This window comes from Salarchaeum sp. JOR-1 (genome assembly GCF_007833275.1).
Taxonomy (GTDB): Archaea; Halobacteriota; Halobacteria; order Halobacteriales; family Halobacteriaceae; genus Salarchaeum.
Genome location: NZ_CP042241.1, coordinates 439,364 through 453,315, shown reverse-complemented (window position 1 = coordinate 453,315; position 13,952 = coordinate 439,364). Strand labels below are relative to the sequence as shown.

Genomic DNA, 13,952 nt, shown 5'->3' with positions numbered 1-13,952 from the left:
CACGTCCGGATGGAAACTCCTATTGTTTCGAACCGAAATAGTCGGAGGTAGTGCGTTTTCCGAACCCCGTCCGCTTGCTGATACTCTGTGTCGGCGCCCTCCTCGCCCGCGTCGGCCTCGTCGACCGTCAGCACGTGCGCTCGACAACCGACCTCTCGTGGCCGCGCGTGGTCACGGGACTCGCACGGATGTCGAAGAACGCCGCCGACGTGGCGATGGTCGGCGTCATCCTCGGGGAAGCCGCCATCGGCGGCGTCGGCCTCGCCTCCCCCTTCTGGGGGCTCGCCTTTTCCATCGGCGGTGGGATGGCCGCCGGCACCATCGCGCTCGTCTCTCAGGGCCACGGCGCGGAGGACTACGACCAGTTCGGGCAGGCGATTCGGTCCAGCGTGCTCGTCGTGCTCGCACTCACGCTTCCGCTCGCCGCCGTCCTGTTCTTCTTTCCCACCGACCTCCTCGGACTCCTCGCCGCCGACCCCGCGACCGTCACGTACGGCGCGGACTACCTCCGCATCCTCGCGTTCGGCGTGCCGTTCGCCGGCCTGAACCTCGTCGGGAGCCGCATCTACATCGGCGCGGACGACGCCTACACGCCGATGCTGGTACGCGGCGGCGGCGCGGTGTCCAACATCGCCCTGAACGCCCTCTTCATCTTCGCTCTCGGTATGGGTGTCACCGGTGCCGCGCTCGGCACCGTGCTCGCGAACGTCCTCGGCACCACCGCGTTCGCCGTCGGACTCGCCCGCGGCCGCCTCCCCTTCTGTGATCCGCTTCCCGCTGCCGTCTCCCTCCGCGGGCGCTACTTCGACCGCGAGACCGCTACCGACATCGTCCGCATCGGCACGCCCGTCGTCGGCCGGAACGGCGTCTGGACCGTCGCTCGCATCCCGCTGCTCGCCATCGTCGCCAGCTTCGGCACCACCGTCCTCGCCGCCTACACCGTCGCCCGCCGCATCTACGCCCTGATGAACACGCCGGGCTGGGGGTTCGGACTGGCGTCCAGCAGCCTCGTCGGCCAGAACCTCGGTCGAGGCGACGAGGCCGGCGCGGAAGCCGTCGCCAAGGACGTCATCCTGTTCTCCATCGGCACGTACCTCGTCGCGTCCGCTATCGTCGCGGCGTTCGCCCACCCCATCGCCGACCTGTTCATCGGCCCCGACGCCACGCCCGGAACCGTCCCCACCACCACCGCGTTCGTCTACGTCTGCTGTATCGCGGTGCTCGCGCAGGCCGTGAAGGGCGCGGCCGCCGGCCCGCTCGACGCCGCCGGCGACACCCGCGTCCCCTTCTACAGCCAGCTCGTCGGGATGTTCGGGTTCGCGCTCCCGCTCGCCGCGCTCGGCGCGTACACCGACCTCGGCCTCGCCGGCCTCTACCTCTCCCTCGTCGCCGAAACCTTCGTCCCCGCCGCAATCAACTACTGGTGGTTCTCCACCGGTATCTGGAAGGAACGCAGCCGCGAGTTCCGGCCGGGAACCCCCGCCAACGACTAACTGGTATGACACTAACTATCGCGGAAGGGTTATCAGTGAGGAGCCACTCAATAGACTCGTAATGGCAACTGGTACGGTTGATTTCTTCAACGACACTGGCGGTTACGGTTTCATCGAGACTGAGGATGCGGACGAGGACGTTTTCTTCCACATGGAGGACGTTGGCGGTCCGGACCTCGAAGAAGGTCAGGAGGTCGAATTCGAGATCGAGGACGCCCCCAAGGGCCCCCGCGCGAAGAACCTCAAGCGCCTCGAATAAGACGTAACCCCGCGGTAACGGTAGCAAAACAGATTTTCCACGTATTCACGCCGCGTAGCGACGGCTTCGCTCTCACCTGTCCGTCAGTCGAACCGCCACTGCTCGCTCAGCTCCGACACCGCGCCGCGCGGGTCGTCACCGCGCGCTAACCGCCGCAGTTCCTCGCCGTCGAACGCGTACTCGCGGTTCGCGTTCCGCGTCACCAGCCGCCGACTCCGCAGCGCGTCGAGCAGGCTCTGCGCGTCCCCGATCGGTAGGGACGCGGCCTCGCAGAGGTCGTGCGCGGTGCGCTCGCCGTCGAGTTCGTCCAGCAGCCGTCGCGCGCGCTCCTCGTTGCACTGCGACTCCCGAATCGCCGCTTCCACCCGCACCCGCACCGACGGCGACTCCAACAGCGCGTCCACTCGTTCAGCGCTCCCGCTGTTGTCCGCCTCGCCGGCCCCGGAGGACGTCTCGACGGTCTCGCCGCCAGCGAGTTCTTCGCCGCGCTGCTTGAACTTCTCCTGTATCTCCTCGATGTCGTAGGACTCGGGCTCCTCCTCGTTCAGCGCGTCCTCCAGTCGCTCGACCTTCGCGCGCAAGGCCTCCACGTCTGCGTCCGCGTCCGTCGGAAGCGTCGTCTGCCCGCCCTCCGCCGTCAGCACGTTCGCCATCTGGCGCGCCGCCATCGAGACGTTCCGCGCCGACCGGAGTTCCTCCTCCAGTTCGTTGATGCGCTCGCGCTTCGACGCGAGTTCCTCCTCTAGCTCCGCGATGCGGTCTTCCTCGCGCTCCTCGCGCTCCGAAATCGACGCCAGGTCGTCCATCAACCCCTCGCTCACCGACTTTAACTCCGGACGCTCGAAGTCGTCGAGCCCCGGGGTCGCGCCCGCGTCGAACGTCCGCTTGCGCTTGAACTGGATGCGCGAGACCGCGTCGTCCGTCCAGTCCGCCTGCACGAACGCCTCTCCCGCGTCCAACTCCGAAACCTGCTCGCCGTACTCGGAGCCGACGATGCGCCCGACGACCTTCGTGTCGTTCTCCCACGTGAGCCGATGCCAGACCAGCCAGTTCGCCTGCGTGATGAAGTCCTTCTTCACGTCCGCCGGCCGCTGACTGATACCCATCACGCCCAATCCGTGCTTGCGCCCGCGCTTCCCGACCTTGATCAGCATCCGCCCCGTCTCGCCCATCCCCGCACCCTCCGGGATGTACTCGTGGACTTCCTCCACGACGAGCAGGAACGGCTTCTTCAGTTTCTTCTCCTTCACGAACAACTGCCGTGCCGTCTCCCGCACTAACTCGTCCGACGCGTCCTCGTCCAGGAACCCCGACACGTCGAGAATGACCGGGACGTTCTGTTCGAGCGCGAGACTCGCGAGCTTCTCCGCGTGCTCCGGGCCGACCTGGATATCGCACTCCTCGTCAGCGCCCGCGTGCAGCAGCTCGAACTCCTCCTTCAATCCGTAGTACTCGCCCTCGCAGTCCACGATGAGGACGGGGAAGCCCGCGTCGAGCAGTTCCTCGATGACGACGCTCGCGGTGTTCGACTTCCCGCTCCCGGACTTCCCCGTGAGGAACGCGCGCCCCGTGAGGATGTCGACGGTCGGCAACTCCACGGACGTGCCGTCCGCCGTCTCCCCGACGTGAATGTGCTCCTCGTCGGTGCTCGTCGGCTCCATCAGTCGTCGGAGAATGAGCGCCCGCCGGAATGAACGTTACTCCTGGCGCGCCGGATGACTCTCGTGCAGCCGGCTGCGGCCGAACGTCCGCTCCCGCAGCGTCCCCGACGACGACTCCTCCGGTAGCAGGTCGCGCTCGCGGAGCTCCGGAACCACGAGGTCGACGAAGTCCCGGAGCGTGTCCGGCCGCACGACTTCCTTCACGTTGAAGCCGTTCACGCCGACCTCGTCGTGCCAGCGCTCGAACTCGTCCGCGACCTGCTCGGGCGTCCCGACGACGACGGGCGACGTGGTGCCGAGGCCCGCGAACTCCGCGACCTCCCGCACCGTCCACTCGCGGTCGTCGTTCGTCGTGAACGCGTTCACGACCCCCTGAATGGCCTCCGTCTCTATGTGTTCGAGCTTCTGGTCGGGATCGAGTTCGGAGAGGTCCATGTCCACGAAGCCGGACAGGAGCGTGAGCACGCCCTCCACGTCGATAGCGTCGACGTAACTCTCGTGTTTCGCCTCCGCGATGGCGTCGGTCTCCCCGACGATTGGGACGATTCCCGGGAAGAATTCGAGCGCGTCGGGGTCGCGGCCGTACGATTCGGCGCGCTCCCGCACGTCCGCCATGTAGTCCGTGACCGCCTGCTCGTTCGGCTGACTGACGAACACCGCCTCCGCGTTCCGCGCCGCGAACTCGCGGCCCCTGTCGGACGACCCGGCCTGGTAGAGGACGGGCGTGCGCTGCGGGCTCGGCTCGCAGCCGTGCGGCCCCGGAATCTGGAAGTACTCGCCGTCGAAGTCGATGTCGTGCACCTTCTCGGGGTCTGTGAAGGTACCTGATTCGCGGTCGCGGACGACCGCATCGTCCTCCCAGGAGTCCTCCCAGAGCCGGTAACAGACTTCCATGAACTCGTCCGCGCGGTCGTAGCGTTCGTCGTGCTCGACGCGGTCGTCGAGCCCGAGGTTCGCCGCCGCGCTCTCCAGGTAGGAGGTGACGATGTTGAACGCGATGCGGCCGTCCGTCACGTGGTCGAGCGTCGAGAGCTCGCGGGCGAGCTGGTAGGGATGGTTGTACGACGTGGACTTCGTCACCGCGAACCCGAGGTCGTCCGTCACCTCGGCCATCGCGGGCACGACGTACGCGGGGTCGTTCGATGGCGTCTGTACTGCCCTCTCGATCGCGGGCTCGACGGAGTCGTCGTACACGTCGTAGACGCCGCGGACGTCCGCGAAGAACACGGCGTCGAACCCGCCGCGTTCGGCCGTTCGCGCGACGTCCGTCCAGTACTCGCGGTTCGTGTAGCGATGCGACTGGTCGCCGGGGTACCGCCACGACCCGACCGTCACGTGCTCCACGGAGTTCATCGTGAAGAGGTTCAGATGCAGGTAACCGTCGCTCATTAGCTACGGCGACGGCCGCGACCGCCTAATAGCGACGGACACCGGCGAGTTTGCGTGGCGTCTCCCCCCGTCCGTCACCGACACCGGCAAGAATGGCTTTCGGGCGACACCGCAGACGCGCGAGGCTCGTCACCGCCTCCGAACCCGACCCCGCGCGGCGACTCGTCAGGACATACCCGCCGCTGGCCGCGCCCTCGTATTTGAACTCTCCCGTGAGGCAGCAAAACGAATGCGGAGGCAGGAGTCGTAGCGTGTCAGAGACGTATTCGCGCCGTGAAGCGGCGCGATTCGCGGCTCGCCTCCGGCGAGCGGCCTTTTTAGTGGAGGTTTTTGCGGTGAGCGGGTCGCCGGAGGCGATCCCGAACCGCAAAAAGTCCGTTAGCAGGCGCAGTAGTAGTCCTGCATGCCGAGGGCGTTGCGGAGGACTTCGTAGGCTGGCTCGGGGTCGTCCGGGCGGTAGACGCCCGCGGTGAGGTCGTCTCGGGACGCGAAGTCGCCGGACAGGAAGCTCGTCCAGTCGCTCGGCTGGAGGACGTCGACGAGGGACTGGTCGGTGGCGAGGAGTTCGAGATAGTCCGGGAGGAACACCCACGTGGCGTCGTTAAGGCCGTCCGATTCGTAGGCGGCGTCGGTGGCGTCCGCGTACGCGGCGAGCGGGAGGTTCGCGCCGGCCTGGACGGGGAGGCCGATCCACTTCCACGGCCGGGTGTTGATGTCGAGCAGAACGTACTCCTCGCGGTTCTCGTCGTACACGAACTCGCTCTCGCTGATGCCGTAGTAGTCCGTCTCGTCGAGCACGTCGAGCGCGCGCTCGCGGAGCGCGTCGTTCTCCGTGCGTCGGACGACGCAGGACGTGCCGTACCCGAGCGGTTTTCGCACTCGTGCGTTCCCCACGATGCCGAGCGCGTCGTCCGTTTCCGCCGGCGGGACGTAGGACGCGAGGCTCGCGTCCTCGCCCGTCGCCGTCTCCACCTTCTCCTGCGCCAGAACCTCGATACCTTCCTCGTCCGCGCGTTCCACGACGTCCCGGAACTCCTCCTCCGTCGCGACCTCGACGACGTTCGTCCCGACGGCCTCCTCGAACTCCCGCTTGAGCGCGGGCTTCACCACGAGCGGGAGGCCGAGGTCGTCGACAGCGTCCGCGGCGCTCGTCTCGTCCAACCACCGCGTCTCGGGGTAGGGGACGCCGAGGTCGTCCGCGATGCGGTAGAGCGAACTCTTATCGAGTACGGCGTCCACGCGCTCCGCGGCGAACGGCAGGCGGACGCCCTCGGGGTTCGCGTCCGCGAACGCGTGCACCCACTCGTCCATACAGCCGAACGCCACGAGGTCGGTTCCCGCGGCGTCAGCGATGGCTTCCACGTCCGCCCGGAACCCGTCGAGGTCGTCCAGCGGATAGGTGACGCGCCCCGCGAAGTCCACGGCGTCCGACGTGGGCGCGGCGCCGTCACCGACGCGGTCGACGGCGATGACGGGCACGTCGTCGGCGGAGAGCGCGCGCGCCACGCCCAGTCCGGTGATGTGTGCGTTCGCGACGATAGCGGGCGGTCGGTCGAAGTCGGCGTCCGCCACCGCGTCTACGAGTTCGCCGTGCGTGCGGAATTCGGCCATGTCCCAGCCTCCCGCGCCGCGGGGTAAAACGAACCGATACGGGGAATCCTGGCCGGTACTCCGGTCGCCGCAAAAGGATGGGTTTATGGGCGCGCTGACCGAACACGCCTGTAGTAACCATGGCTGACAATCCGGCTTCCATGTACCGGACCATCGATAAGCCCTCGTACACGCGTCGCGACTACGTCACGGGCATTCCGGGTTCGAAGATCGCACAGTTCAAGATGGGAGACCTCCAGTCCGACCCGGAGGACTACCCCATCCAGATTAGCCTCGAAACCGAGGAGGAGTGCCAGATCCGTCACGGTTCGATGGAGGCGGCGCGCCTCTCCGCGAACCGCCACCTCATCAAGGAACTCGGCGAGGGCAACTACAAGATGATCCTCCGCAAGTTCCCGCACCAGATCCTCCGCGAGAACAAGCAGGCGACGGGCGCGGGCGCAGACCGCGTTTCTGACGGTATGCGCCAGGCGTTCGGCGTGCCCGTCGGCACGGCCGCCCGCATCTACCCCGGCGACCGCATCTTCACCGCCTGGTGTCAGCCCGAGGAAGCCCCCGTCGTCAAGGAGGCCTTCCGCCGCGCGTACAACAAAATCACGCCGCCGTGCAAGATTTCGGTGGAGCGCGGCGAAGAGCTCATTACGCAGCTCGACTAGTGCTCTCCCTCGCGGTCGCGACCGACGCGGAGACCCTCGACCGGATTCGAGGCCCGCTCGCCGACCGCGGTATCTCAGCCTCCTACGTCAACTATCGAAAGCGAACGCTCTTGCTCCCCGACTCTCCATTCTCGCCCGGTGACTTCGACGTGGGTCTCGTCTATCCCGGCCGCCTGATGGAGGGTGGCGTGCTCGACGCGTTTATCGACGTTCCGTGGGTGAACGACCGGGACGCAGTGTTGCGATCACGGAACAAGGCGGGCGTGCTCGCGCGCCTCGAAACCGCGGGCGTCTCGGTTCCGGAGACGGTGTTCGTCTCGAACCCCACCGACGACGACGCCGTGCTCGACGCGCTCGCCGGCTTCGACTATCCCGTGGTCGTCAAACCGAACTCCGCGACCCGGGGGGTCGGCGTCACCAAACTCGGCGACGCGGACTCCGCGCTGGGCGTGACGGACTACCTCGACCTGATTCACGAGTTCCCCGCGACCGACGACACGTCCTATCTCGTCCAGGAGTACGTCTCGGACGCGACGGACTACCGCGTGATGGTGCTCGACGGCGAGTACGTCGGTGCGGTCGAACGCCGCGGAACCGGCTGGAAGCACAACGTCCACCGCGGCGCGGACGCCACCGGAACCGACCCGCCCGACCGCGTCAAAACCGCGGCCGAGAACGCTGCTGCCGTGCTCGACATCCCGCTTCTCGGCGTGGACGTGCTCGACACTGGCGCGCGGACGGTGGTGAACGAAACGAACGCGCGACCGACGATAGACGCAGAAACGAAGTACGAAGACGGCTTCTACGACCGCCTCGCCGAACTCGTGCGGGTTACTCGACGCTGATGTCCGCGGAGTCCTCCAGGCGGTCGAACGAAACTTCGAGCACGCCGTTGTTGTAGGTCGCGCTCGCCGAGTGCTCGTCCACGCGCGCGGGAAGTTCGATGCGTTCGTCGTACTCGCGGGCGTCCGTCGCCGCGCTGATGGTGAGGACTTCGCCGTCGCACTTCAGGTCGATGTCCTCCTTCTCGACGCCGGGGAGGTCGGCGACCACGCGCACCTCGTCGTCCTCCTCGTAGACGGTGACGTGCGTGTCGGTTCCGAACCCGGACTCGTCCATCCCGCCGCGCATGTCGTTCATCATCCGCTCTATCTCGTCGAAGAAGTCGTCGAACGGGTCGTCGCGGTCGTCGCGGCGCATACAGAACGCTAGCGCCGGCCCGGGGATAAGGTTTCGGGGGTCTCTAGATGCCGAGCGCGTTGTTCGTCGTCTCGATGCTCTCCGCGGCGTCCATCGAATCGGTGACTGCGCGGATGGCGTCCACGTTCTCCGGCACCACGTCGGACTCCTGGTGGATGGCCTGGAACAGGTAGAGGTCGGTTCCTTCCATCGTCACGGACTCGCTCCAGAGGCCGTTCTCCCACACGTCGCCACGCGGCCGACCCAAGTCTTTCGCGTACTCCTTGAGTTTGCCCGTGCCGTCGATGCCGAACTCGGGCGGGATGCAGAAGATTCGGGACTCGCCTTCGAGGAGATCGCGCACGTCGTCCGCGCTCGGTTCGGCGTCGAGCGTGACGTTCACCGAGTGCATGTGCATCAGGGTCGCCGGCACCTTCAGGCCGAGCGTGTCGATGTCGAGATCCGGGAAGATGGTGTTCACGTCCGGGCCGTGGTGGGAGGGGAGCGTGATGGGGTTCGGGAGGATGTCGTCGATGGGGCCGCGGCTCGTCTGCCCGGGGTCGCCGCCGCGGCGGACGAGCGTGACGCGCGCCTTCTCGACGCCGTACTCTTCCCGGAGCGGCGCGAGCAATCGACTGAGGCCGGTGGTGTTGCAGGAGACGACGCGCACGTGGTCTGCGTTCCGGGCGTCCTCGAAGTTCCCGCGGGCGTTGAAGCTCACGTCCGCCACGCCGGCGTCCTCGCCGCCCTGGTAGAGCGCGGGCGTCTCGTACTCCTCGTAGAGTTCCTTGTTCTCCGCGCCGATACCCGACGGCGTCGCGTCCACGACCACGTCGCTCGCCGCGACGAGTTCGTCCACCAGACCGGCGGTCTCGATGCCGGCGTCCGCGAACCGGCTCGCGCGGCCCTCGATGGCCGCGTAGAGGTCGTAGCCGCGCGCCACCGCGCGCTCCGCCTCGAAGTTCGGTCGCGTCTTCGCCACGCCGACGACCTCCATGTCCGGCTGGTCGCGGACCGCGTCCGCCACCCGTTTCCCGATGGTTCCGTAGCCGTTGATACCGACGCGAATCATACTGCTCACTCCCCACGGACGCCGGATAACCGTTTCGAGAGAAGACAACGCATAACGTCCTCCCGGCGAAATCCCCGGTATGAGCACGCTCGAAGAAGCCGCGGAGACGGCGGTCGTCCAGTGTCTCGGCGTCGAACCCGGAGAGACGTGCGTCGTCGTCACCGACGACACGCGCGAACGCATCGGGGACGCCCTGTACGCCGCCGCCCGCGAGGTCACCGACGCCGCGACGATTCTCCGCTTCCCGCCGGGCGACCAGCACGGCGCGGAACCGCCCGCGCCCGTCGCGGCGGCGATGCGGGAGAGCGACGTGTTCCTCGCGCCCACCACGAAGTCGCTCTCGCACACCCGCGCGCGCTCCCGGGCGAACGAGGCGGGCGCTCGCGGCGCGACCCTCCCCGGCATCACGGAGGACGTGTTCACCACGGGACTGGACGCGGACTACACGCTGATTCGCCGGCACTGCGCGGACGTGCTCAGTCAGGTCGCGGACGCCGACGAGGTCCGCGTCACCACGCCCGCCGGAACCGACATCACGTTCGAACCCGGCGACCGCGAGTGGCTGCAGGACACGGGTATCGTCCACGAGGACGGCGAGTTCTCGAACCTCCCCGCAGGCGAGGTGTTCGTCAGCCCCGAAACCGCGAACGGCACGTACGTCGTGGACGGCACGATGATGCCCCACGGCCGCCTCGAAGAAACGCAAGAGCTGACGTTCGAGGTCGCGGACGGCTACGTCACCCACATCTCGGACGACGACGTGCGCGAACAGGTCGCGGCGGGCGAGGACGAAGTCGGGCGGGACGCGCGCAACCTCGCCGAACTCGGCATCGGAACGAACGTCGCCGTCACCGACCTCGTCGGAAGCGTCCTCCTCGACGAGAAGGCCGCCGGCACGGTTCACATCGCCATCGGCGACGACGCAGGCATCGGCGGAGACATCGACGCCCCCCTCCACCTCGACGGTATCATTCAGAACCCCACCGTCTACGCGGACGGGGACGCGGTCACGCTTCCGAACGGCGAGCGGTGAACACCGCGAGCGGGGACGCGGTCACGCTTCCGAACGGCGAGCGGTGAACACCGCGAGCGGGGACGCGGTCACGCTTCCGAACGCGGACGACTAACTCCGCGGATTTTTACGGCTCCGCGCCCTCGTAGCCGGTATGAGCCAACAGCAGCGCGTCGGACTGACGTGTCCGTCGTGTTCGCCGAACCTCGAAACCGAACACGAGGTTCTCACGACGGGCGGCGGGACGGCGACGGTGAAGTGCACGGACTGCGGGCACGTCCACAAGGAACCCCTGGAGTCCGAGCGAACCGTCGAGCGGGACGTCGTCGTCTCCCAGGGCGGCGAGTCGTTCACCGCGACAGTGGAAGTGCCGGCGGACGAGACCGTTGAGACGGGCGAGGAGTTCATCGTCGAGACCGACGAAGCCATCATGCAAGTCCGTATCACTGACCTCCAGACGGGCGACGAGACGCGCGAGGTTCGCGCTGACGCCGAGGACGTGGAGACGTTCTGGACGCGCGCCGTGGACAACGTCGAGGTCGACGTAACGCTCCATCCGCGGGACGGCGCGCACGACCAGACGCGGAGCATCACGCTTCACGTTCCCGGCGACTACGAGTTCACGGTCGGCGAGACTCACGAGTTCGGGGAGGAGGCGTTCTCCATCACGGGCATCCACGTCCGGAAGGACGCGCTCGAACGCTACGACTTCCAGAAGATCGGTCACGACGGCGACGTCGCGATGGCGAAGGACATCAAGCGCGTGTACGGCTACGACGAGACCTCCACCGCCTGGTCTGCCTGGTAAGAGAATGAACGACGCGGCCGCCCGCGACAACCTCGCGGACCGCCTCGCACGCAGACACGACTTTTCCGAGCGCGTCCTCGACGCTATCCGCGAGGTTCCGCGGCACGAGTTCGTTCCCGACGCGCAGCGCGAGGACGCGTACGCGGATCGCCCGCTTCCAATCGGGGACGGCCAGACCGTCAGCGCGCCCCACATGGTCGCCGCGATGTGCGACCGCCTCACCCTCCGCGACGGCGAGCAGACCCTGGAAATCGGCACCGGCTGCGGCTACCACGCGGCCGTCACTGCCGAACTCGTCGGGCCCGAGAACGTCTACAGCGTCGAGTACCTGAAATCGCTCGCCGAAACCGCACGCGAGAACCTCGACCGCACGGGCTACGGCGCCATCTCCGTGCGCCAGGGCGACGGACACGACGGCTGGAGCGACCACGCGCCCTACGACGCCGCTTACCTCACCTGTGCGACGCCGTCACTCCCGGCCGCGGTAATCGACCAACTCCGGGACGGCGGGCGCGTACTCGCGCCCGTCGGCGACGTGAGTCAGACGCTCGTCTACGGCGAAAAACACGACGACACGCTCGACCGCGAGTTCCTCACCGGCGTCCGGTTCGTCCGGATGCAGGGCGGCGAGTGATTTTATTCCCTGCCCCGACGACGCTCCGGTATGGACTACCGGGAACTCCTGTTCCTCCGCGCCATCCGCGAAACGGGCGTCCTCGACGCCGTCGTCACCGACGCCGACACCGTCGCCGCCGTCGCCGACGAGACCGGCGTCACCGAGCGCGCCGCCCGCATCGGCGTCGAGGCGCTCTGCGACCTCGACTTCCTCCACCGCACCGATGAGGGATTCGAACCGACGAACCGGATGCTCGGGTTCCTCTCGAAGACCGACCTCCGCTCCATCGGATCGCTCCCCCACCAACTCGACACGCTCGACGACTGGATAGCGCTCCCCGAGACGATGCAGACCGGCGACCGTCCCGTCCCGAACCCGGACGCCACCCGGAACCGCCTCGGCGCGATGGCCGCGCTCGACGAGGGCGACGTGCGCGCCGCCGTCACCGCCGCCGTCCACGAACACCCGGACGCCGACACCGTCCTCGACGCGTACGGCGGCGCCGGCACGTTCTCCCGAGAGTTCGCGCGCCGCGGATACGACGTAACGCTCGCCGACACCAAGGAGGTCGTGGACGTGGACGAACCCCTCCTCGAGCACGAACCCGTTACCCTCCGCGCGACCACCCCCCTCGACGGCGTCGAGGGCACGTACGACCTCGTGTTCTGCGCGAACACCGCCCGAACCCTCTCTCCCGCGGACAACGAACACCTCCTCGGCGCGCTCTACGACGCCGTCGCGCCCGGCGGCACCATCGTGTACGTCGACCGCCTCCGCGACCACGCCGACACCCCCGGGTTGCTCGCCGTGGAGCTGTTCGCACGCACTGACGGCGGCGACGCATACGCCGAGGCCGACTTCGGCGAGTGGTTCGCCGCCGCCGGCTTCGAACGGCCGCGGGTCTCCGACGTGCCCGGCACGCGCTCGCAGGCGGTCGCCGCCGACCGCCCCGCGAACGATTGAAGGTCGCTCGCACCAACCCAGTCGTATGGAGTACGCGGCGGTCCGGGACGACATGGTGACGAGCCTCGAACACGACACGAAGGACGTCGTCCACGACCCCGCGGTAGCGGACGCGATGCGGACCGTTCCGCGGCACGAGTTCGTCGACGAGGACGCCGGACATCGGGCCTACGCGGATCGCGAGTTCGAACATCGCGGAACGCGCGTGCTCGCGCCGTCGACCGCCGCCCGCCTCGTCGAAGCACTTCGTCCCGAACCCGGGAACGACGTGCTCGTCGTCGGCGCGGGCGTCGGATACACGGTCGCGTTGCTCGCGGAGATAGCGGGCGCCAAGCACGTCCACGCGGTCGACATCGACCGCTCCCTCGTCTACGACGCCCGGCGGACGCTCGCCGACGCGGGCTACGGCGACGTGCTCGTCGACTGCGCCGACGGCGCGGACGGCCTGCCCGCGTACGCGCCCTACGACCGGATTCTCGTCGAAGCGGCCGTCGTCCGTCCGCCCCGGGCGATCCGCGCCCAGCTCGCCGAGGGCGGACGCCTCGTCTACCCCGAGGGCACGCAGCGCCAGCGCCTCGTCGTCCTCGCGGAGGACGAACGACGCGATTGTGGCGGGATCGAGTTCGCGCCGCTGCTCGTCGACGGCGAACAGGCGAGCGCGCCCGTCCGTAACCGAACTGTCCGCGAAGACCGCGAGCGCGCCGCCAAGAGCAACGAGCGCCGCCACGGCTGGGAGCAGGACTGGATCGACTGGGACGCCCGCTAGCCCTCGTACCCCCTGACGACGAGGATTCGCGTGTTCCCGCGGCGGTCGACGTACTCGCCGCTAGCGGGCGGTTTCACCGACACGACGAGCGTGCCGTCCGCCTGGTTCGCGCCGAGCCTGGGTGCGACGTCCACTACTGCCACCCCGGATTCGTTCGTGCGGGCGACCACCGTCCCGTCCACCCGCGCCGTTCCCGACTTCACGAGCACCGTCGCGCCCGCCACGCCGTTCCCCGACGCGTCCACCACTGACAGCGTCAGCGATTGTTCCCCCGGCGCCACAACATCCGGAGCCGGTTTCACGTTGAGTTCGGTCGTCGCGAGCGTCCCGACTCCGGACACCGTCTGGAGGAGCACGCCGAGCGTCGCCACACCGACGACGAACGCGATGAGCAACCGCACCGGAAGCCCCTCTATCGCCCGCTCGTCCCGCCGCAGTTCGTGGAACATACCCCTCGTGGCCGCGCC

The 13,952-nt window shown here is 68.0% G+C and carries 15 protein-coding genes; 9 read left to right on the top strand and 6 right to left on the bottom strand.

Annotated features, from left to right (window positions below; all coding sequences use genetic code 11):
- Positions 1 to 50 precede the first annotated feature (50 nt).
- Complete coding sequence (locus tag FQU85_RS03340) at positions 51 to 1,493, top strand: MATE family efflux transporter (RefSeq protein ID WP_145844275.1); 1,443 nt, start codon at positions 51 to 53, stop codon at positions 1,491 to 1,493.
- 61 nt (positions 1,494 to 1,554) lie between these two features.
- A complete protein-coding gene (locus tag FQU85_RS03335) occupies positions 1,555 to 1,752 on the top strand; it encodes a cold-shock protein (protein ID WP_145844272.1) in 198 nt (65 codons plus the stop codon).
- A gap of 83 nt (positions 1,753 to 1,835) precedes the next feature.
- Here FQU85_RS03335 and FQU85_RS03330 read toward each other — a convergent pair whose 3' ends face one another.
- From FQU85_RS03330 to FQU85_RS03320, 3 genes are all read right to left on the bottom strand, one after another.
- Positions 1,836 to 3,413 (bottom strand): ATP-binding protein, encoded by a 1,578-nt coding sequence (locus tag FQU85_RS03330; protein ID WP_145844270.1) that lies wholly within the window; start codon positions 3,411 to 3,413, stop codon positions 1,836 to 1,838.
- A gap of 36 nt (positions 3,414 to 3,449) precedes the next feature.
- Entirely contained in the window at positions 3,450 to 4,802 is a 1,353-nt protein-coding gene (locus tag FQU85_RS03325; RefSeq protein WP_145844267.1) for an LLM class flavin-dependent oxidoreductase, read from the bottom strand.
- Positions 4,803 to 5,180: 378 nt separating this feature from the next.
- Positions 5,181 to 6,413, bottom strand: a complete 1,233-nt coding sequence (locus tag FQU85_RS03320; protein ID WP_145844265.1) for a carboxylate--amine ligase — start codon at positions 6,411 to 6,413, stop codon at positions 5,181 to 5,183.
- 119 nt (positions 6,414 to 6,532) lie between these two features.
- Here FQU85_RS03320 and FQU85_RS03315 point away from each other — a divergent pair, with 119 nt between their 5' ends.
- Both FQU85_RS03315 and FQU85_RS03310 read left to right on the top strand, forming a co-directional pair.
- The gene (locus tag FQU85_RS03315; protein ID WP_145844264.1) at positions 6,533 to 7,069 is read left to right on the top strand and encodes a 50S ribosomal protein L16; all 537 of its coding nucleotides are present in this window, start codon (positions 6,533 to 6,535) and stop codon (positions 7,067 to 7,069) included.
- On the top strand, positions 7,069 to 7,914 hold the full coding sequence (locus tag FQU85_RS03310; RefSeq protein WP_145844262.1) for a RimK family alpha-L-glutamate ligase: 846 nt from the start codon (positions 7,069 to 7,071) through the stop codon (positions 7,912 to 7,914). The genes FQU85_RS03315 and FQU85_RS03310 overlap by 1 nt, the downstream gene beginning before the upstream one ends.
- On the opposite strand, the gene FQU85_RS03305 is transcribed toward FQU85_RS03310, so the two are convergent.
- Together FQU85_RS03305 and FQU85_RS03300 are read right to left on the bottom strand one after the other, a co-directional pair.
- The gene (locus tag FQU85_RS03305) at positions 7,901 to 8,269 is read right to left on the bottom strand and encodes an Hsp20/alpha crystallin family protein (RefSeq protein WP_145844260.1); all 369 of its coding nucleotides are present in this window, start codon (positions 8,267 to 8,269) and stop codon (positions 7,901 to 7,903) included. The genes FQU85_RS03310 and FQU85_RS03305 overlap by 14 nt on opposite strands.
- Positions 8,270 to 8,312: 43 nt before the next feature.
- Positions 8,313 to 9,320: a type II glyceraldehyde-3-phosphate dehydrogenase gene (locus tag FQU85_RS03300; RefSeq protein WP_145844258.1), complete on the bottom strand. Its 1,008-nt coding sequence runs from the start codon at positions 9,318 to 9,320 to the stop codon at positions 8,313 to 8,315.
- Positions 9,321 to 9,399: 79 nt separating this feature from the next.
- On the opposite strand from FQU85_RS03300, the gene FQU85_RS03295 reads away from it, so the two are divergent.
- The 5 genes from FQU85_RS03295 (at position 9,400) to FQU85_RS03275 (ending at position 13,485) form a co-directional block, all read left to right on the top strand.
- Positions 9,400 to 10,353, top strand: a complete 954-nt coding sequence (locus tag FQU85_RS03295; protein WP_145844256.1) for an aminopeptidase — start codon at positions 9,400 to 9,402, stop codon at positions 10,351 to 10,353.
- A gap of 133 nt (positions 10,354 to 10,486) precedes the next feature.
- A complete protein-coding gene (locus tag FQU85_RS03290) occupies positions 10,487 to 11,140 on the top strand; it encodes an HVO_0476 family zinc finger protein (RefSeq protein ID WP_145844254.1) in 654 nt (217 codons plus the stop codon).
- A 4-nt stretch (positions 11,141 to 11,144) separates the two neighbouring features.
- Positions 11,145 to 11,774 carry a protein-L-isoaspartate(D-aspartate) O-methyltransferase gene (locus FQU85_RS03285; RefSeq protein WP_145844250.1) on the top strand — a complete coding sequence of 210 codons (630 nt, stop codon included), beginning with the start codon at positions 11,145 to 11,147 and terminating at the stop codon, positions 11,772 to 11,774.
- Positions 11,775 to 11,804: 30 nt separating this feature from the next.
- Positions 11,805 to 12,719: a bifunctional 2-polyprenyl-6-hydroxyphenol methylase/3-demethylubiquinol 3-O-methyltransferase UbiG gene (locus FQU85_RS03280; protein WP_145844247.1), complete on the top strand. Its 915-nt coding sequence runs from the start codon at positions 11,805 to 11,807 to the stop codon at positions 12,717 to 12,719.
- Between the two features lie 25 nt (positions 12,720 to 12,744).
- Positions 12,745 to 13,485 carry a protein-L-isoaspartate O-methyltransferase gene (locus tag FQU85_RS03275; RefSeq protein ID WP_145844245.1) on the top strand — a complete coding sequence of 247 codons (741 nt, stop codon included), beginning with the start codon at positions 12,745 to 12,747 and terminating at the stop codon, positions 13,483 to 13,485.
- Here FQU85_RS03275 and FQU85_RS03270 read toward each other — a convergent pair.
- A complete protein-coding gene (locus FQU85_RS03270; RefSeq protein ID WP_145844242.1) occupies positions 13,482 to 13,934 on the bottom strand; it encodes a carboxypeptidase regulatory-like domain-containing protein in 453 nt (150 codons plus the stop codon). The two genes, FQU85_RS03275 and FQU85_RS03270, sit on opposite strands and share 4 nt — an antisense overlap.
- Positions 13,935 to 13,952 lie beyond the last annotated feature (18 nt).